Annotated in this window: 21 protein-coding genes; 10 read left to right on the top strand and 11 right to left on the bottom strand. The window is 41.4% G+C overall.

Annotation, left to right across the window (positions count from 1 at the left end):
• Positions 1-37: 37 nt before the first annotated feature.
• The 4 genes from HCN54_RS16135 to HCN54_RS16120 form a co-directional block, all read right to left on the bottom strand.
• Entirely contained in the window at positions 38-733 is a 696-nt protein-coding gene (locus HCN54_RS16135; protein ID WP_072981281.1) for a zinc metallopeptidase, read from the bottom strand.
• A 198-nt stretch (positions 734-931) separates the two neighbouring features.
• On the bottom strand, positions 932-1,336 hold the full coding sequence (locus tag HCN54_RS16130) for a hypothetical protein (protein ID WP_167598594.1): 405 nt from the start codon (positions 1,334-1,336) through the stop codon (positions 932-934).
• 119 nt (positions 1,337-1,455) lie between these two features.
• Positions 1,456-4,302 carry a leucine--tRNA ligase gene (gene leuS, locus HCN54_RS16125; protein WP_167598593.1) on the bottom strand — a complete coding sequence of 949 codons (2,847 nt, stop codon included), beginning with the start codon at positions 4,300-4,302 and terminating at the stop codon, positions 1,456-1,458.
• A gap of 202 nt (positions 4,303-4,504) precedes the next feature.
• Complete coding sequence (locus HCN54_RS16120; protein WP_167598592.1) at positions 4,505-5,428, bottom strand: ketopantoate reductase family protein; 924 nt, start codon at positions 5,426-5,428, stop codon at positions 4,505-4,507.
• Between the two features lie 173 nt (positions 5,429-5,601).
• Here HCN54_RS16120 and HCN54_RS16115 point away from each other — a divergent pair, with 173 nt between their 5' ends.
• The 5 genes from HCN54_RS16115 to HCN54_RS16095 all read left to right on the top strand — a co-directional run bounded on the left by HCN54_RS16115 (position 5,602) and on the right by HCN54_RS16095 (position 9,164).
• Complete coding sequence (locus HCN54_RS16115) at positions 5,602-6,480, top strand: cell division protein FtsX (RefSeq protein WP_167598591.1); 879 nt, start codon at positions 5,602-5,604, stop codon at positions 6,478-6,480.
• A gap of 55 nt (positions 6,481-6,535) precedes the next feature.
• Complete coding sequence (locus HCN54_RS16110) at positions 6,536-6,811, top strand: DUF3098 domain-containing protein (RefSeq protein ID WP_167598590.1); 276 nt, start codon at positions 6,536-6,538, stop codon at positions 6,809-6,811.
• Between the two features lie 18 nt (positions 6,812-6,829).
• Positions 6,830-7,627 carry an undecaprenyl-diphosphatase UppP gene (uppP, locus tag HCN54_RS16105; RefSeq protein ID WP_167598589.1) on the top strand — a complete coding sequence of 266 codons (798 nt, stop codon included), beginning with the start codon at positions 6,830-6,832 and terminating at the stop codon, positions 7,625-7,627.
• A gap of 27 nt (positions 7,628-7,654) precedes the next feature.
• Positions 7,655-8,368, top strand: a complete 714-nt coding sequence (gene truB, locus HCN54_RS16100) for a tRNA pseudouridine(55) synthase TruB (protein WP_167598588.1) — start codon at positions 7,655-7,657, stop codon at positions 8,366-8,368.
• A 61-nt stretch (positions 8,369-8,429) separates the two neighbouring features.
• On the top strand, positions 8,430-9,164 hold the full coding sequence (locus HCN54_RS16095) for a hypothetical protein (protein ID WP_167598587.1): 735 nt from the start codon (positions 8,430-8,432) through the stop codon (positions 9,162-9,164).
• Here HCN54_RS16095 and HCN54_RS16090 read toward each other — a convergent pair.
• Entirely contained in the window at positions 9,142-9,780 is a 639-nt protein-coding gene (locus HCN54_RS16090; protein ID WP_167598586.1) for a thioredoxin family protein, read from the bottom strand. The two genes, HCN54_RS16095 and HCN54_RS16090, sit on opposite strands and share 23 nt — an antisense overlap.
• A 143-nt stretch (positions 9,781-9,923) precedes the next feature.
• Between HCN54_RS16090 and HCN54_RS16085 the strand changes: the two genes are divergently transcribed.
• Positions 9,924-10,499, top strand: coding sequence for a DNA-3-methyladenine glycosylase I (locus HCN54_RS16085; protein WP_167598585.1), 576 nt, complete (start codon positions 9,924-9,926; stop codon positions 10,497-10,499).
• An 83-nt stretch (positions 10,500-10,582) separates the two neighbouring features.
• Here the strand turns inward: HCN54_RS16085 and aat are convergent, their stop codons facing one another.
• The 3 genes from aat to HCN54_RS16070 form a co-directional block, all read right to left on the bottom strand.
• A complete protein-coding gene (gene aat / locus HCN54_RS16080; protein ID WP_167598945.1) occupies positions 10,583-11,221 on the bottom strand; it encodes a leucyl/phenylalanyl-tRNA--protein transferase in 639 nt (212 codons plus the stop codon).
• Positions 11,222-11,500: 279 nt separating this feature from the next.
• Positions 11,501-11,878 carry a DUF3127 domain-containing protein gene (locus tag HCN54_RS16075; RefSeq protein WP_167598584.1) on the bottom strand — a complete coding sequence of 126 codons (378 nt, stop codon included), beginning with the start codon at positions 11,876-11,878 and terminating at the stop codon, positions 11,501-11,503.
• Between the two features lie 36 nt (positions 11,879-11,914).
• Positions 11,915-12,796: a flavin reductase family protein gene (locus HCN54_RS16070; RefSeq protein ID WP_167598944.1), complete on the bottom strand. Its 882-nt coding sequence runs from the start codon at positions 12,794-12,796 to the stop codon at positions 11,915-11,917.
• Positions 12,797-12,960: 164 nt separating this feature from the next.
• On the opposite strand from HCN54_RS16070, the gene HCN54_RS16065 reads away from it, so the two are divergent.
• The 3 genes from HCN54_RS16065 to HCN54_RS16055 are packed head-to-tail and all read left to right on the top strand — an operon-like array spanning position 12,961 to position 15,088.
• Complete coding sequence (locus HCN54_RS16065; protein WP_167598583.1) at positions 12,961-14,115, top strand: sensor histidine kinase; 1,155 nt, start codon at positions 12,961-12,963, stop codon at positions 14,113-14,115.
• On the top strand, positions 14,112-14,699 hold the full coding sequence (locus tag HCN54_RS16060; protein ID WP_167598582.1) for an NUDIX domain-containing protein: 588 nt from the start codon (positions 14,112-14,114) through the stop codon (positions 14,697-14,699). The genes HCN54_RS16065 and HCN54_RS16060 overlap by 4 nt, the downstream gene beginning before the upstream one ends.
• Before the next feature lie 32 nt (positions 14,700-14,731).
• The gene (locus tag HCN54_RS16055) at positions 14,732-15,088 is read left to right on the top strand and encodes a hypothetical protein (RefSeq protein ID WP_167598581.1); all 357 of its coding nucleotides are present in this window, start codon (positions 14,732-14,734) and stop codon (positions 15,086-15,088) included.
• On the opposite strand, the gene HCN54_RS16050 is transcribed toward HCN54_RS16055, so the two are convergent.
• Both HCN54_RS16050 and greA read right to left on the bottom strand, forming a co-directional pair.
• Positions 15,085-15,474, bottom strand: a complete 390-nt coding sequence (locus HCN54_RS16050; protein WP_072981255.1) for an HIT family protein — start codon at positions 15,472-15,474, stop codon at positions 15,085-15,087. The genes HCN54_RS16055 and HCN54_RS16050 overlap by 4 nt on opposite strands.
• A gap of 8 nt (positions 15,475-15,482) precedes the next feature.
• Positions 15,483-15,959, bottom strand: a complete 477-nt coding sequence (greA, locus tag HCN54_RS16045; protein ID WP_072981253.1) for a transcription elongation factor GreA — start codon at positions 15,957-15,959, stop codon at positions 15,483-15,485.
• Positions 15,960-16,129: 170 nt separating this feature from the next.
• Between greA and HCN54_RS16040 the strand changes: the two genes are divergently transcribed.
• Positions 16,130-16,579, top strand: a complete 450-nt coding sequence (locus HCN54_RS16040) for a hypothetical protein (protein ID WP_240924906.1) — start codon at positions 16,130-16,132, stop codon at positions 16,577-16,579.
• Between the two features lie 47 nt (positions 16,580-16,626).
• On the opposite strand, the gene HCN54_RS16035 is transcribed toward HCN54_RS16040, so the two are convergent.
• On the bottom strand, positions 16,627-18,843 hold the full coding sequence (locus HCN54_RS16035; protein WP_167598580.1) for a TonB-dependent receptor: 2,217 nt from the start codon (positions 18,841-18,843) through the stop codon (positions 16,627-16,629).
• Positions 18,844-18,880: the final 37 nt, after the last annotated feature.

Here is an 18,880-nt window from a genome sequence, read left to right as displayed (position 1 = left end):
ATGGAATGGGTTTTAAATTTTTATAGGCGCAACGTGCTTAACGTCTTCCGCCAAAAATTTGTAAAGCGAAATATAACAAGGTTGCAAGTGAACCAATCGCAGCTACAACATAAGTTCTGGCAGCCCATTTTAAAGCATCTTTGGCTCCGTCGTGTTCTCTTGGCGTTAACATATTTGCCGATTCTAACCAAGCCAATGCACGATTACTTGCATCATATTCAACCGGAAGGGTAATGAATGAAAACAAGGTTCCCATAGCAAATAAACCAAGCCCGATAATCGCAACGGTCATTCCTAAACCAGAGCCAATGATCGACATCAAAACGATTCCTCCAATGATCACAAACATAGACATACGCGATGCAACACTCACCACAGGCACCAGTTTTGAACGCATCGTTAGCCAGCTATAGGCCTTTGCGTGCTGCACTGCGTGACCGCACTCGTGTGCAGCAACGGCAGCTGCAGCAGCATTGCGCTGATTATATACAGGTTCACTCAAATTAACGGTTTTCTTGGCAGGATTATAATGGTCTGTCAACTGCCCTTGCACCGAGATCACTTTTACATCAGTAATTCCATTATCGCTAAGCATTTTACGCGCGATCTCTGCCCCACTCATTCCATTTTGTAGATGAACCTGAGAGTATTCTTTAAACTTACTTTTTAATTTATTGCTTACTAGCCAACTTACCAATGCAATCGCACCAATAAGTATATAATATCCCATCATAGCTTTGTATTTAAGTTGTTTTTAAAACTAACCAATATAAACAAAAAATAAGCCGAAAATTTCTGCTGCCGTTTTGACTTATTAGTTATGCCGTTAAGATTCAAGATACCCACCCCATTAGAGGCGGCTTTTATCAAATTTAGTGGACCACTCCGGACTCACTTTTGAAAGTAGTAGCTCATAGAGACATCATCAAAACTAGTCTCGATATTTAAGTAAGACTGCATTATAGATTCTTACTGTATTAACAGAATTGGTTGTTTTTACAGTCTTAGAATCCTCATCCTCTTCAACAGAAGTCCTAGTTTCATCACTGATCCATTTTTCTTGAGGCATTCCTCCGTATAAGATTGCATCAGCTCCTACACTTTTTGCTTTGGCCAGCATTACTGCCTGCACATCTTCTGCATTGTCAATTTCGCCGGGATGACCATTATTTTCAATTTTTCCCATTACCAAATAATCCTTTTCAATATCCTGCTCATCAAAAAAGATCTCAACATTGGTGCTGGGCGCATAACTTCGGCCTAAATAATTTACGGTGGGTTTGCAGGAAATTAAACATAAAACGATGCCTAAGAATCCAAGTAGTGTTTTGTTCATAATTACAAGGGTTATCAATTGCCTAAAAGCAGACCAACATTCGTACCAAATAAACGCACGAAACCCTTATCTCCCCTAATACACTACAGATCCTATCATTTGCTTTTGAATTTTAAAAATCAGCCTACAAAGTTCACGATCTTACCGGGAACCACGATTACTTTTTTCGGTTCACGACCGCCTAAATACTCCTGCGTTTTCTCGTGTGCACGTACAGCTTTTTCGATTTCTTCTTTTGAAAGATCTAACGGAAGTTCCATCGTAAAACGCATTTTTCCATTAAACGAGATCGGGTATTCTTTACTGCTTTCTACCAGATGCTTTTCATCAAACTCTGGGAAAGCAGCAGTTGCGATTGACTCGTCGTGACCGAGTAAACTCCACAATTCTTCTGCGATGTGTGGCGCATAAGGCGAAATCAAAACTACCAATGGCTCCAGTACTTCACGGTTATTGCATTTTGCAGCTGCGAGTTCGTTAACTGCAATCATAAACGTAGAAACCGAAGTATTAAAACTGAAGTTCTCAATATCTTCCTGTACCTTTTTGATGGTTTTGTGCAAGGTTTTCATCGCCTCCTTAGAAGCCGGCGCATCAGAAACTTCAAAGTCACCCAAATTTCCTGCTTTATCTACCTGATGATACAGCTTCCATAATTTTTTAAGGAAGTTGTGTACTCCCGTAATTCCTGCAGTATTCCAAGGTTTTGCCTGCTCTAACGGACCTAAGAACATCTCGTACATACGCAATGTATCTGCACCGTACTCCTCACAAATATCATCGGGATTCACCACGTTGTATTTGGATTTAGACATTTTTTCGACTTCGCGGCCTACTTTATAAACACCGTTTTCAAGAACAAATTCAGCATCCTTAAATTCTGGTCTCCAGTTTTTAAAGGCTTCCACGTCTAATTCATCTGATGCGTTTACAAACTCCACAGGCGCGTGGATGGGCTGTACAGATAAGTCCTTCTTGCTTTGAGCGGAAACAAATTTATTTTCACCCTCAATGCGATACACAAAAGCACTAGTTCCCAAAATCATCCCCTGATTGATCAGCTTTTTAAAGGGTTCTTCCACCGGAGCAAAGCCGCGATCTTTTAGGAATTTTACCCAAAAACGACTGTACAATAAATGCCCTGTAGCGTGCTCGCTACCCCCAATGTAGAGGTCCACATTTTGCCAGTAGTCCATCGCTTCTTTTGAAGCAAAAGCTTCGTCGCGCAAAGCTTTCTCCATATATCTGAAGAAATACCAACTGCTTCCTGCCCAACCCGGCATCGTATTCAACTCCAATGGAAATACTGTCTCGTGATCGATATTGTCATTGCTCACGACTGCATGGGTTTTGGTATCCCACGCCCAAACATCGGCGCGGCCAAGTGGCGGCTCACCTTCTTCGGTGGGTAAATATTTTTCTACTTCCGGCAGGTGAATCGGTAAATGCGCTGCATCAATCATTTGCGGCATTCCATCTACATAATACACCGGGAACGGCTCACCCCAATAACGCTGACGGCTAAAGACCGCGTCCCGCAAACGGTAATTTACTTTCCCTTTTCCGGCACCTAATTTCTCTAATGCTTCAATCGCTTTTGGCAACGCCTGCTTGTACGCCAATCCATTTAAGAAATCTGAATCTTTAAGCGGAGTTGCATCCTTTTCAGCATAGGCTTGTTCGCTGATATCGACTCCGTCAAAAATGTTTTTGATCGGAATATTGAAATGCGTTGCAAAATCCCAGTCGCGTTGATCGCCACAAGGAACCGCCATCACGGCACCGGTTCCATAACCGGCCAACACGTAGTCACCAATCCAGATCGGAATAGGTTCTTTTGTGAATGGATGCTCGGCATACGCACCGGTAAAGGCACCTGAAATGGTTTTTACATCGGCCATACGCTCGCGCTCACTACGCTTTGCAGTCGCTTCGATATAAGCATCAACCTCAGCTTTTTGCTCTGGAGTTGTAATTTCTTTTACAAGATCTAACTCTGGCGCAAGTGTCATAAACGTCACTCCAAAAATGGTATCGGGACGGGTGGTAAATACAGAAATTTTATACGACTTCTCGACTGCGCTCGAAGTGACATTAAATTCGACAGAGGCACCTTTTGAGCGCCCGATCCAGTTGGTTTGCGAGTCTTTAAGTGGCTGTGGCCAGTCGATATCCTGCAAACCGTCTAGCAAACGTTGTGCATAAGCGCTGATGCGCATACTCCACTGCGTCATTTTTTTACGCACCACAGGATGCCCGCCACGTTCTGAAACGCCGTTCACGATCTCGTCGTTTGCCAAAACCGTACCCAACGCAGGGCACCAGTTTACTTCGGTTTCTGCCAGGTAGGTTAATCTATATTTTAAAAGAAGTTCTTGTTTTGCTTTCGCGGAGGCGGAATTCCATTCTTTAGCAGTAAAAGCTTCAACATCCTCATCGCACACTGCATTTACCGAAGCATTTCCTTCGGCTTCAAACTTAACGATCAGTGTGTCAATATGCTCTGCCTGATTGGTATCGTTGTTATACCAACTTTCAAAAAGCTGAATAAATATCCATTGCGTCCATTTGTAATACTCAGGATTTGAAGTGCGCACTTCGCGACTCCAGTCGAATGAAAATCCTATTTTATCCAATTGCTCGCGGTAACGTGCAATGTTAGTTTCGGTAGTAATTGCCGGATGTTGCCCGGTTTGAATTGCATATTGCTCAGCCGGAAGTCCGAACGAATCGTACCCCTGCGGATGCAACACATTAAAACCTTGATGACGCTTGTAACGCGCATAAATATCACTGGCAATATACCCCAGCGGATGCCCAACGTGCAGTCCCGCACCTGATGGATATGGAAACATATCGAGCACATAATATTTAGGCTTCTTGCTGTTATTTTTTGCCTGAAAAGTACCGTGATCACTCCAATACTCTTGCCATTTTTTTTCTATCGCGTTAAAATCGTAGTTCATTACCGTGTATTGCTTTGCGCGCTGCGCATTTTAATGAGCGGCAAATTTAACGATTTAAAAGCGATTTAAGCAGACCGGTTTTTTGGCACCGCCAAAGGGTTAAATACTCCGTCCCGAAAGCTTTCGGGATGCCACGAAATTGAAAATTTGTTCGGAACGAACGCCACGTGGGTCAGCCCTGAGGGAGTTTACTCGAGGTTTTCTAGGATCTTGCCTCTTTTTCCATTGGCAATAAACACTCAAAGATCATCTCATTTACCGGCACAGAAACACCTAGACGTTTTCCTTCGCGCACGATATAGCCGTTGAAGTTGTTGAGTTCGCTGGGTTTGCCTTCCATAATATCGCGTTGTGTAGAAGCGGTCACCTCTGCTCCTTGATTCTGGATCGCCTCAAAAACTGCCTCCATATGCTTTTCGGTAAGTGCAATTCCTTTTGCTTTGGCGACATTAAAAATCTCCTGCGCGGTGTCTTTCATCATTTTAAACAAATAAGCGCTCGAACGTATTTTACCCATAGGCACGCGCGTCAAACCGCCGATCCCGCTTATTGTGCAAATGAATAAGAATTTCTTCCAGATCTCTACTTGAATATCTTCAACCAAATGGGCTGTAAAACCGGCTTCTTCAAATAATGCTTGAAGTTCTTTTGCTCGTTCAGAAAGGCTTCCGTCGAGTTCGCCAAAGGTGATGCTGGGTTCAAAAGTGGGATGCTTTATTTTTCCGGGACCGTCTTTAAAAGCAACTATTCTACATAGACCGCCCAAAACCTGAGCATCAGGCAAAACCTCAAGGATTTTCTCCGCATTGGAAGCTCCGTTTTGTAACGGCAGAAATAGCGTTTCAGCTTTTACATAAGGCTTTAAAGCTTCGATGGTCTCAGGAACCTGCCACGACTTTACTCCTAAAATCACAAGATCAGGCGTTGGGATTTCGCTTAAATCGTCAGTTGCCAAATCGGGTTCAGCTTCAAAATCACCTTTGTAACTTGTGACTTCTAATCCATTTTTTTGAATTGCTTCCAGATGTTTTCCGCGAGCGATAAAAGTCACGTGATTCTTAGTTTTGGTGAGTTTTCCGCCAAAATAGCCTCCAACGCCACCTATTCCGTAGATTAAAATATTCATAAATCAGTACAATTTAGAGTTTAAGCACTTCATTTTTAACAGCTAGCATCAGTGTTGGCGCTAAACGCGTGAATTGCTTCAGTATAAAAATACAAAATGCGTCAAGCGTGCGTTTAAGAAGCACGAACTTTAGTATTTTTGTCCACTAATCGCATTAAATTTTACGCAGCAGCATGGCATCATCCTTTGAAAAGTTTCAACGTCGCAGACTGATCTCCTCGTATTTTTCGGTGATTTTAAGTATTGCGCTAGTACTTTTCTTATTGGGATTGCTGGGCCTTCTGGTGCTCAACTCTAAAAAAGTTGCCGATCATTTTAAAGAACAGATCGCATTGACGATCTACCTAAAAGATGACGCCAAAGATGTTGAGATCAAACAACTTGAAAAAACGCTTGCACTAGCCGATTACACCAAGTCAACGCAGTTTGTTTCTAAAGAAGAAGCTGCCGAAGAACACAGCAAAGAAATAGGTGAGAATTTTATGGACTTTTTAGGCTACAACCCGCTGCAAAACTCCATTGACGTCTATCTCAAAGCCGATTTTGTCGATGCGGCTCAGGTTAAAGAAATCGCAGATAATTTACTTGCTAAAGACTTTGTAGAAGAAGTAAATTATGACCAGCCATTGATCTCGCTGCTTAACGATAACATCAAAAAAATAAGTTTGTGGGTGATGGTGATTAGCGGTGTATTCACGCTTATCGCGGTATTGCTCATCAACTCTGCCATACGTCTTTCAGTATATTCTAAGCGTTTTACGATTAAAACGATGCAAATGGTGGGCGCGACCAAGGGGTTCATTCGCCGCCCGTTTATCTGGCTGAGTATGAAATTAGGAATGGTAGGCGCAGTAATCGCACTCGCAGGAATGGCCGCGGTTCTTTATTATTTGAACCAAACCTTCCCTGAGTTAGAATTGCTGGCAGACCCTGTGATTCTGGCTATTTTGTTTGTAGGCGTTTTTCTGGCAAGTGTGCTGATTACGTGGTTCAGTACCTTTTTAGCTACTCAGCGTTTCTTGAATTTAAGAACAGACGAACTTTATTATTAGAGAAGAGCTTTCAGATCAAAAGCCCTTTCAAAACATAATTTTAACCCTTTTTAGCATGGGAGAACAAAAACGAAAAAAACAAAACGAACTGCACCGTAGCAGCTTCATTTTCAAAAAGAAAAACTACAAGGTAATGTTAATAGGCCTGGGTGTGATCGCACTTGGTTTTATCTTGATGTCCGGCGGTGGTAGTGATGATCCTACGGTATTTAATCCGGAGATTTATAACTGGAGACGCATACGTCTTGCTCCGGCGCTGGTGTTGATTGGTTTTGGGATTGAGGTATATGCGATCTTACTGAATCCTGATAAGAAGAAAAACGTCAATTAACTTACCTATACCTTGTAAATGGATATAATCGATGCGATAATTCTCGGAATCATTCAAGGCCTTACCGAATTTTTACCGGTTTCTTCAAGCGGTCATCTTGAACTCGGAAAAGCTATTTTAGGCGACAGCACACTCCCTGAAGAAAGCCTTCTTTTTACTGTAGTTTTACACTTTGCCACAGCACTCAGTACGCTGGTAGTTTTTAGAAAAGATATTCTTGATATTCTCAAAGGATTGTTTCAGTTTAAATGGAATGAAGAAACACAGTTTGCTGTAAAAATTATCATCTCGATGATTCCCGCCGTGATTATCGGGTTGTTTTTTGAAGAACAATTAGAAAGCCTTTTTGGCGGAAACATTCTGCTTGTAGGAATGATGCTTATCATTACCGCGCTTTTATTATGGCTCGCAGATAAGGCTAAAGACACCCAAAAACCGGTTAGCTACAGTAATGCTTTTACCATAGGTATTGCACAAGCTATCGCCATGCTTCCGGGGATTTCCAGAAGTGGTGCTACGATCTCGACTTCGGTTTTATTAGGGAACGATAAAAGCAAAGCCGCGCGTTTTTCCTTTTTAATGGTGGTTCCGTTGATCTTCGGGAAGATCGCAAAAGACCTGCTTAGTGGAGAGATCACTACCGAATCTGGGAATTTTACCGCCCTGTCTATAGGTTTTGTGGCTGCATTCGTTAGCGGACTTATCGCTTGTACCTGGATGATCAAATTGGTTAAAAAGAGTAAGCTCTCGTGGTTTGCTATTTATTGCCTTATCGTTGGGATTATCGCCGTTGGTTTTGGGTACTACAGCCTTTAGAAAACCGAAGAATTACAAAAACATTTTATGCAGTTTACCGAAGAATATTTTAAAGAAGGTCAGGTTTTACTTTTTGACAAGCCACTCAATTGGACCTCATTCCAACTGGTAAACAAAGTTCGCTGGTTGATCCGCAAAACCTTTAAGATCAAAAAAATCAAAGTAGGCCACGCAGGTACTTTAGACCCTTTGGCCACTGGTTTGCTTATCATTTGCACCGGTAAATTCACCAAACGTATTGAAGAATTTATGGGGCAAGAGAAAGAATATACGGGCACTATCGTATTAGGTGCTACGACGCCTTCTTATGACCTGGAAACAGAGATTGATCAAACCTTTTCTACAGAACATTTGAACGACACGCTTATTAAATCCGCTACTGCTCAATTCACTGGTGCTATTCAGCAGCAACCGCCGGTTTTTTCTGCGTTGAAGAAAGACGGAAAACGCTTATATGAGTTTGCACGCGCCGGGGAGGAAGTGGATATTCCCAGCAGAACCGTTGAAATTTCAGAATTTGAAATCACCCGAATCGAACTTCCTGAAGTTGATTTTAGGGTGCGTTGCAGTAAAGGAACGTACATCAGGTCACTGGCACACGATTTTGGAAAAGCGCTAAACAGCGGCGGACATCTTTCCGCTTTGCGAAGAACAAAAATTGGTGATTTTGATGTGAAAGATGCCACTTCTTTAGAAAGCTTTGAGGCCGCTTTAAAACAAGCTGAAACTTCAAACAATTAGTTAACAGCTCTTCCGTTTTGTTTAACAGCCACGCATACTACGTTTTTGTAATTTTGCATTGATGAAACTGTCTCCTCAAGATAAAGCGATGTTGATCACCTTTAGCGGTGCCAGTATTCTTTCGGTAGTTTTTCTATTTTTTACCATCAAGCCTTATGACACTTCACAGGTAGAAGAATTTATTCCCATCCCGATTATTGCAGAAGAGCTACCAGAAGAAGAACTTCTGGAACAAACCGAAGAAGAACAGCCGCAATCCCAAGAAATTACTAATCAAGCGCAAAGCAGTAGTCGCTTGGTGCGCGAAGCCAATAGATTTTTTAGTCAGCAGAATGAAGTAGAAAATGCCTTTAAAAGCGACACGGAAACTGCAGACCCTTCTGAAGATACAGACGGCGATGACGAGGCATTTCCTGATTACCGGGAACGCATCGCATTGTTGCGTCAAAAACGTGCTGCGCAGCAGTCTGCCGGCACATCAGACGACGCTAAAGAAGTTTCTAAAGTAAATACCTCGATCTATCGACGCAGTACGGTTACTTATCAACTCAAAGAGCGCAATGCGATTCAAATTCCTAATCCCGTGTATACGTGCGATGCTACCGGGCGCGTGGTAATCAATATTCAGGTCAACGGCGTAGGCGGTGTGACTAAAGTTACGTTTAATAAGAGCGCCTCAACCACCGCAAACGGTTGTCTAGTAGATCAAGCTTTAGAATACGCGCAACAGGCTATTTTTAACAAAAGCACGCGCGATTCACAATTAGGCTCGATCAGTTTTGAGTTTCAAGGTTAAATTCTTTTAAGATCGCAAGCAGTTCTTCAACCACAGCTTGTCCTTTATTATCATTATACCATTTCTGAAGCGTGTTAATAAACTCCGGCGTTATCGTTTCATTTTCCGCTTTAAAATCTGCCACAAGTTGCTGTGCAGCCTTAGAACGCGAACCCCAACTTGTCACTATAGTATTATTCTCTGGATTCTGCACGATCAATTTTGGTATGGCTTTTCCACCATTAGTCAAGAAGGCATCCATCAATTGCGGGTGATCATCACGCAAGACCAACTTGAAGTTTATAGCCGGCTGAAGTTCAGCCATTTTATGCATTACGGCCACTGCCGCAGGAGCGTCACCGCACCAACTTTCAGTAAGCACCAACCAATTTACAGGTCTTGTATAGTTTTCCAATTCGTCTTCCTGGGCAGGAGTAAACTGTAAAGTTTTATCCCAGCGCTTCATACGACGGTCATTAAGTACGGTATAATTTGATAAAGCTTCGGTTTGGGTATGCCCGGTGCTTGTGAAAGATTGGGCGTGTTTGGCTACCAAAATTCGGTAATCTGCGTAGGTTAAAGCATTTTTTCGAGCTTCAGTTACCAGCTCTTGTCGTTCTAAAGTTGTAATCGTCATAAAGCAAAAGTCGGTGTTTTTTGAATCAACTTACAAAGCGCAGTAGCTAAGAACACCTTAAAATGTCTACCTTTAATTTTCAATTGGCTCCGCCAAAGGGATTAATACTCGGAGGCTTGCCTTGAAGTAACTTACTTTGAATTATGACAAAACACAGATGTGGCTGGTGTGTGGGCGATCCACTTTATGAAGCGTACCACGATCAAGAATGGGGCGTCCCCGTCTATGACGATCAAACCATCTTTGAATTTTTGATCTTAGAAACTTTTCAGGCAGGGTTAAGCTGGATCACTATTTTGCGCAAGCGCGAAAACTTTCGCGAAGCGCTTGATGCTTTTGACTATAAAAAGATCGCAGCGTATTCTGAAGCCAAACTTGAAGAACTCCTTCAAAACCCCGGAATCATCAGAAATAGATTAAAAGTAAAAGCTACGGTGAGCAATGCTCAAGCTTTTATAAAAATTCAAGAAGAATTTGGTAGTTTTTCTAAATACATCTGGGGTTTTGTAAATCACAAGCCTGTTCAGAATTCGGTAAAAAATTATAAAGAAGCGCCGGCAACTACCGCAATTAGTGATGCCTTGTCAAAAGACCTAAAAAAGCGTGGTTTTAAATTTACCGGTTCAACTGTGGTTTATGCGCATATGCAAGCTACCGGTATGGTTAACGATCACGAGGTGAATTGCTTTAGATACGCTGAAGTAAGCAAACTCCAATAAATGCTGTAAGTCATATACTAAAACATTACCGGTTAGTTTAAAACTAGGCTCAAAGCTTTTTAAGTTTATCCGACGAATAAAACCTAATATAAATAAGACAGAAACGCTTCTCTGGTAATTTCTCTTGCTCCTAAACTTTCCAGATGAGTTGTATATACTTGGCAGTCGATAAGTTTATAGTCTTGCCGTGCAAGCTTTTGCGCTAAAGAGATTAACGCAACTTTGCTGGCATTACTTGCTTTTGCAAACATACTTTCACCACAAAAAACCTGTTTTTCTTTGAGATTTACGCCATACAACCCTCCTACGAGAACCTCATCCTGCCATACCTCTACAGACTCTGCATAACCCAATTTATGTAGGTTTAGATAGGCTTCGACCATATCGTTTGTGATCCACGTACCGTCTTGATCATCTCGTTTAATGCGCTTACAGTTTAAAATTACGTCTAGAAAATGCGTACTGTAAGTCACCTTAAACTTGGCGTCGCGCAACACTTTTCTCATTGACTTTGAGATGTGTACTTCCTCAGGTTTCAACACCATTCTGGGATCTGGCGACCACCATAAAACCGGCTGACCATCATTATACCAAGGAAAAATTCCTTGACTATACGCATCGATCAAGCGCGCCGGACTCAAATCTGCACCCACGGCAAGGAGACCATCTTCATCAGCAAGACGATGATCAGGAAACGGCTGAGACGAATTGATAAAAATGATACTTTATGATTTTAATAAAAACAAGTGTAAAATTTTGAGTAATTCCGATTTTTTACCGAAATTTATGAGAGCCTATTTAAAATTTTGTTCATCATTGCTTTTTTAGTTTATAAATAGGTTCACCTAAAACCAATTAAAAGCTCTTAATTTCAAGAGCTTTTTTTATGCTCTGAACTAGCTTAAGGCTAACAGCGCATAAAAATTTGATTATCAAGAAAACTCAAAACCCCCGAAACTTACTAAAAGTATCGGGGGTTTTACTTGTGTTTAACGTGCTTTTTAGAAAGGCAGATCGTCGTGATCGTCATCATCAAAATCTGAAGCAGGCTCAAACTGGTCTGCCGGTGGTACCGGAGGCATCCCAGCAGAAGGCGCAGCGCTTTCAAGACTTTCAATTCGCCATCCTTGAATGCTATTAAAATATTTTGTCTCACCTTGTGGATTCACCCACTCGCGACCTCTTAGGTTGATGCTTATTTTTACGTTTTGCCCTACATTAAAGTTGTTTAGCAAGTCGGTTTTATCTTGCACAAACTCAACCATTATAGGCTGTGGATATTGCTCTTCGGTAGTTACAACAACTTCGCGCTTTCTAAAACCATTGTTACCAAAGGTTTGTACGTCTCCAATCAATTTAATTTTTCCCTGTACTTCCATTTCTGTTGTTTTGTTTATATGATAAGCCTTTTAAAATTAGGCTAAAATTAATTTCCAGGCATCGCCCGTTCTATCTTGATTTACTAATTCTTTAATTGCTTGATGCAATTGCTCTTGATTTCCAGAGCTCACCACTTCTTTCAAGTCTTGATTTTCGGCTAAAAATACCTTTACAGCTTCTTCATCTGGTAAAGCCTCAATATTACCTAGCCTTCCCAAGTCGTTTCCGCTAAGCACGGTGCTTAATCTAATAGCTTCCGGCAAGGCATCTACGCCTACACCAAGATTGCGCAGCGGCTTTGGCACTTCAAACATACCTTCTATCGCCCGTGTGTACCAGTTGCCTCCCATACGCGCCACAAGATCAATTTTGTGCTCGTCAATGGTTTCTGCTTCGGTCAGCACAGCCTTTTGAATATGAATTCTAAGCACCTCGCAAACGACTAAGTTTCCCGCACCACCTTCAGTTCCTAAAGCCACAACTTCATTTACCTTGCACTCCAATTGCACAGGCGCTTCTTTCACACGAAAAGGCTTTACCGCTTCTGAAGGCTCTTTACTGAAACCTGCTTTTATAAATTCGTCTACACCGGTTTCATATTCAGTACTGGCCAGCGACATCTGGTGTACCATAGCATAATTCACCACATTGATCACCACTTCTTTGGTTGCAAGAATATTATCTAGCGTATGTTTTGTGGTGTTATCTCTCCCTCTACGCACCGGAGAAAACACAACAATTGGCGGATTAGAGCTAAACACATTAAAAAAACTATACGGCGCCAGGTTGGGTTTACCCTCGGCATCTAAAGTACTTGCAAAAGCAATAGGACGCGGCCCCACAGCAGCAGATAAAAGACCATAAACTCTGGCGTTTTCTGAAGTTTTGGGGTCTATAGAAAGTGTTTCGGTGCTCATTTGGCAAAGGTAGGCATACGATAGTATTCTTAAAACCGTTTTGAAAACAATAATTGTATTCAAAATACTTTATATTTATTTCAAATGTTAAGTTGTATCTGCTTTAGAACAGCGCAGCTAAACAAAGGCTTTTTGTTAACACGAGCTTCAAAGAAACGAACCCTATGAATTTTAATAAAGATCAGCGTTTTATCCGCTGGTTTATCATTTTTGCAGCGGTAGTTATAACCGCGCTTATTCTTTGGAATGTCTCCTTATTTTTTGACCAACTCAAGCAGGCAGAACGGGACCGTATGGAAATCTGGGCCACTTCTATGGAAGCCTTTAATACTGAAGACATCAACCAGTATTACGCCCTGAGCCAGAAGATAAACTCTAAAAATCAATACATCCCCATAATCATTACAGATTATAAGGACAGTATTGTAAACAGCATCAATATCCCCGAAAATATTCTTGAAAACCCCATTAGATCTCAAGAATTACTTCTGGAAATGGCCGCCGAAAATGATCCTATACGTATTGATATTTTGGGTGGCGAACTCTGGTATGCGTATTACGGGCACTCCCCGGTGATCAATCAATTGAAGTTTTTCCCGGTGGTATTGGTGATTATTGTAATTCTTTTTATCGCGGTAATTTATTTCTTTTACGCCACCTCAAAAGCTTCAGAACAAAACTCGCTTTGGGCAGGAATGGCTAAAGAAACTGCGCATCAAATAGGCACGCCGCTTTCTTCGCTTGTAGGATGGACCGAAATTTTAAAAGCCGAACAAGTAAATCCCGATTATATTGAGGAGATCAATAAAGATATAAACCGTCTAGAAACCATCACCGGAAGGTTTTCTCAAATAGGCAGTATCCCGAAGCTTGATCCCAAAAACATCATCACCGAAACCCAAGAAGCCTTTGAATATTTGGCCAATCGCAGTTCTAAGCTTATCGATTTTGAGATCGATGTTCCGCAAGGGCAACTTTTTGTAATGCTCAACAAAGAACTCTATGCGTGGAGTATTGAAAACCTGGTGAAAAATGCCATTGATGCCATGAAGGGCAAAGGAAAGCTCACACTAACCGTTAAACGCGACACCCGCTTTGCAAAAATCCTAATAAAAGACACCGGTAAAGGAATCCCAAAAATGAACTTCAATACCATTTTTGAACCGGGTTATACTACAAAAAAACGAGGTTGGGGTCTTGGTCTCTCTTTAACCAAACGTATTATTGAAGAATATCACGACGGGCAAGTACGCGTGTTGCATAGCGAACTCAACAAAGGGACCACCTTTCAAATAGCGCTTAAACTTATAGACGAATGAACGATAAGGTAAGAAATATGAAAGTCAGTATACTTTCTGACAATTGGTATACGCTAAACAAAGTAGACTTTGAATACCTCAACAATCAGAACACTTGGGAACACCAATCGCGCGAAGCTTATGATCGCGGAAACGGTGCGGTAGTGCTGTTATATAATCCAGATCAAAAAACCGTGATTCTCACGCGGCAGTTTAGAATGCCTACCTATCTCAACAAAAACAGCGATGGGATGATGATCGAAGCCTGCGCCGGATTGTTAGACGAAAACGACCCAAAAACGGCAATCATTAAAGAAATCGAGGAAGAAACCGGCTACAGAATCAAAACAGTTGAAAAAGTCTTTGAATCCTATATGTCTCCGGGATCTGTAACCGAAGTTTTACATTTCTTTATCGCAACATATTCTGAAAGTCAAAAAGTATCAGAAGGCGGTGGTGCCGCTGATGAAACCGAAAATATTGAGGTTCTTGAATATAGCTTTCAGGATGCCTTAGCATTGATAAAAACAGGAGAAATTAAAGATGCCAAAACTATAATGCTCTTACAATACGCACAAATTAATCTGGCAGATCTTATGAAATAGGTTATTTTTGCGCCACCAACCAACCTCTGCATATGGCTTCTTCTTTCGTAAAATTTGGCGAGTCTAAACTGCGCAATAACTGCCCAAAATGTTATGCGCAAGATGGGTTAAGCTTTACGTTTTATAACAAGATCGAAGACAATAAGTTGCTTAGTAAAGCCACTAAGGAAGTAAAAGGCGAACTGCACTGCAGTCACTGCTCATCACAAATTTATCCGGGATTGTGGACAGACGAAATTGACCGCGTATACCTTTACAACTTAAAACGGATAGGCAATCCTGAGACTTATACGCGTTTTAAACCTCTAGCAATTATCATTCTGATTGCAATTGTAGTGGTTGCTGCGGCTGCCGCTTTTGCTATTTATAGATTGAAAATGGCCGCTTAAAAAGCTGCTTGAATCTGCTGCGCAAGCGCCTCAAATTCTTCTTGAGCAAGTTTTGTTTTACTAATAAAGCGCGCGTCTTCCATTGTTGTAAGCGGGATCAAATGCACGTGAACGTGTGGTACTTCGAGACCTATTACAGAAACACCAATGCGCTCACAAGGCACTACTTTTTCTAAAGCTTTAGCTACTTTTCGGCTAAATGCCATAAGTGCCATATATTCTGCTTCGGGCAAATCAAAAATCTTGTTAACCTCCTTTTTAGGAATACACAGCGTGTGACCTTTTGCGTTAGGATTAATGTCTAATATTGCGATATGTTGCTCATCTTCCGCAACAATATGCCCGGGGATTTCGCGATTGATGATCTTTGTGAAAATAGAAGCCATAGGAAGTCTTAATCTCTGGTTATTTCTAAAATATCAAATTTCATCGTTCCGTTTGGAACGCTGATTTCGGCTACTTCACCTACTTTTTTACCAAGCAAGCCTTTACCTATAGGAGAATCTACAGAGATCTTTCCGCTTTTTAGATCGGCTTCACTTTGCGCAACCAGTTTATAGGTCATCTGCATTCCGTTAGTTTGATTTTTAATTTTTACGGTAGAGTGTACTAAAGCTTTAGAAGTATCTAGCTGAGACTCATCAATAATACGGGCATTAGCTACAAGCTCTTCCATCTTAGAAATGCGCATTTCTAACATTCCCTGAGCTTCTTTTGCAGCATCATACTCAGCATTCTCACTCAAATCTCCTTTATCGCGCGCTTCGGCAATTGCCTGAGAAGCCTTTGGGCGTTCAATATCTTTAAGCTGATTCAGCTCGTCTTTCAATTTTTTTAATCCTTCTGCTGTATAGTATGAAACTTTACTCATAACTTCGTTTATTAATGCACAATGACTGTGTGTATTTTTCGTTTAAAAATTTAATGTTTACAGAGCTGAAGTTTCGAGCTCGCTTATAAACACAAAAAATCCCATTAGAAACGGGATTAAGTGTTGCTAATATACGAATTTATTAATTGTTACTTCTAAATTTTTCTAAATTGATAAACCCTAATTTTTTCTTTCGCACTAAGTTGCTGCTCTGTTTTTTGGCTTTTGGCGTGGTTTTACAAAGCTGTAGTTCTGATGATAACCGCATCAACAATCCCAATGTAAATCCTATTTCTTTTAGTGTAAACCTCAACACCAACCTTCCGGAATATAGTCAGTTGCAATTCCCCGGAAATTCGGTTTACGTATCTGGTGTAGGCATCCGCGGAATATTTGTCATCAATACCGGTGCAGGAATTCGTGCTTGGGAAGCAACAGATCCCAATCACGTTCCTAATAGCTGCTCGACGATGACTTTAAATGGCACCGAAGCTACATGCCCTTGTGAAGAAAATACCTATACTCTTTTTACCGGGCAAGATACCGCTCAAGAATTACCGTACACCCTTGTTGAATATCGGGTTGCAGAGAACGGCAACCTCATCAACGTGTCTTACTAACAAAAAAAGCCGGCAATTGCCGGCTTTTCAGCTTCTGGCACGAACCCCTAAAATCGTACCGTGGCTCCTATTAAAAAGTTGATTTTTGCCTGCGGATAATATCCCGCGCCTTCAATGGTAGTCACTGTTCCCGGATTAGAGAAGTCGTCATCGTAGGTAAAGAAATACCCGTTAGAAACATATTCTTCACTAAAGATATTATTGACCAACGCAGTAAGCGTAACGCGTTTTGCAAAGCCTATATTCTTCAAGTCATACTGCACGTTAAAATCATTGATGAAGTACGCATCAAGCTTAGAACTTTCCGCATCAATGTTTCCTAAATATTGTTCTCCCACATATTTAGAAAGTAGTGACAAGCGCAAATTTTGCACCGGAAAGAAATCAAGTCGGTTTCCGGCTATGATTTCGGGCGAAAATGAAATATTGGTATTCCCTAAATTTTCCAATTCACCATCTCGTTGGAAGAAAAAGTCACGGTTTTTATTAGTACTCAAAGCGATATTCGGCGTGATCGCAAATTGACGGCCCAGTTGAAATCCTGCTTCTACTTCTAATCCTAAACGATAGCTCGAACCGCTATTTTGACGAATGGGCGCTCCAACATCATCAATCGCACCGGTAAGCACCAGCTGATCGCGATAGTCCATAAAATACAGATTGGCAAAAACACGCGCACGTTCTTTAGTAAAACGATAACCCAACTCAAAATCATTTAAAGTTTCCGGCACCGGATTTCCATTTTCAAAATCGGTACGACTAGGTTCTCTATTGGCTCTGGCGTAAGAGGCATAGATTTTATTCTCCTCATTCAGCGTAAGCGTTAGTCCCGCTTTCGGATTAAAAAACGAATAGTTTTCATCGATGATAAATTCGTCAATATCGCTATTGATCCCGTCTGTTTCATAGCTTATAAAACGTCCTTGAAGGTCTCCAAAAACACTCCACATATCGTTAATACGCCAGGTCGCTTTAGCAAATGTGGTAAACTCATTCTTGTCTGCCGTGCCAAAATAATAGCGATAACCCGCCTCTTCATCCTGAGCAAAATAACGTGCCCAAGTGATCTCACCATAATGATCACCACTATAAATACTACCAAAAACTCCGGCATCAAAATCAACTGAATTTGACTTATAATTGGTCGTCAAGTTTGCCACATAATAACGGTTGTCTAACCAGCGACGGCGAATAAGATCAGTATCAGTTTGTAATTCACCATCAACCTCATAAGGCTCCCAGCCGATAAAATCAAAAGTAGCATCGCTAGAAAAATTGACATTGGCATAATACCACGAGTCTACATATTCTTCAAAAAAGCCACGCCCCATGGTGTAGTTTAAACTCAGCTGTGTTGACCAGCCTCCACCATATTTTTGATTCCAATGCAGTTGTACGTGATCTTGCATGTAATTATCAACCTGATCCTCGTAAAAACCTTGAAAATTGCCGTCGTCATCGTATTGAAAACCTATAGGATTATAGGTTCTGTCCGTTGCTAAAGTCTGTGCATCGATACCGTTCCAAGACTGATAAGTTACCTCGTGACCGCCAAAAACAACAGCTTTAAGTAAGGTTTTCTCATTGCGATATTCGCCCTGAAGGTAATAAGATTTTAAGTCTGAACTGGCGCGATCTACATACCCATCAGACTTTATAGCAGAAAGCCTTCCGGAAAAACTAAAATGATCATTTATAAGTCCGGTGCCAAATTTCACATTAGCTCGACGTGTATCAAAAGATCCTCCAGAAGCATTTACTTCTGCATAAGCTTCCGGCGTAGCCGCATCGGTTAAAATATTCAAACTGGCACCAAAAGCTCCGGCACCATTGGTTGATGTTCCCACTCCACGCTGCAATTGTACACTCTCGATAGAACTACTAAAATCCTGCAAGTTCACAAAGAATGTCCCCAGACTTTCGGCATCGTTATACGGGATTCCGTTTATGGTTACATTAATACCGCGGTTACCGGTACCACGCACTCTAAAACCGGTGTAACCCACACCGGCGCCGGCGTCTGAAGTGGTGACTACACTAGGTAAATAATTGAGTAAAATAGGCAGGTCTTGTCCCAGATTACGCTCGTTGATCTCGGCTTTAGACAGGTTGCTGTACGTAATGGGCGAGTCGGCATCAACTCTTACCGATTGTACCAGCACCTCATCTAGTTTTTCTACATCGGTAGAATCTTGTGGTGTTTGTTGTGCGAGTGCGCCAAAAGTCGTTAAAGTGGCAGCACAGGCGAATAAAAGAGTTTTCATTCGTAAAAAGTTTTACGAATAAAAGGGGCAATTATTC

Source organism: Leeuwenhoekiella sp. ZYFB001 (assembly GCF_011784865.1).
Lineage (GTDB): Bacteria > Bacteroidota > Bacteroidia > Flavobacteriales > Flavobacteriaceae > Leeuwenhoekiella > Leeuwenhoekiella palythoae.
The sequence above is the reverse complement of the archived record's forward strand: the minus strand, read 5'-3'. Positions and strand labels throughout refer to the sequence as shown.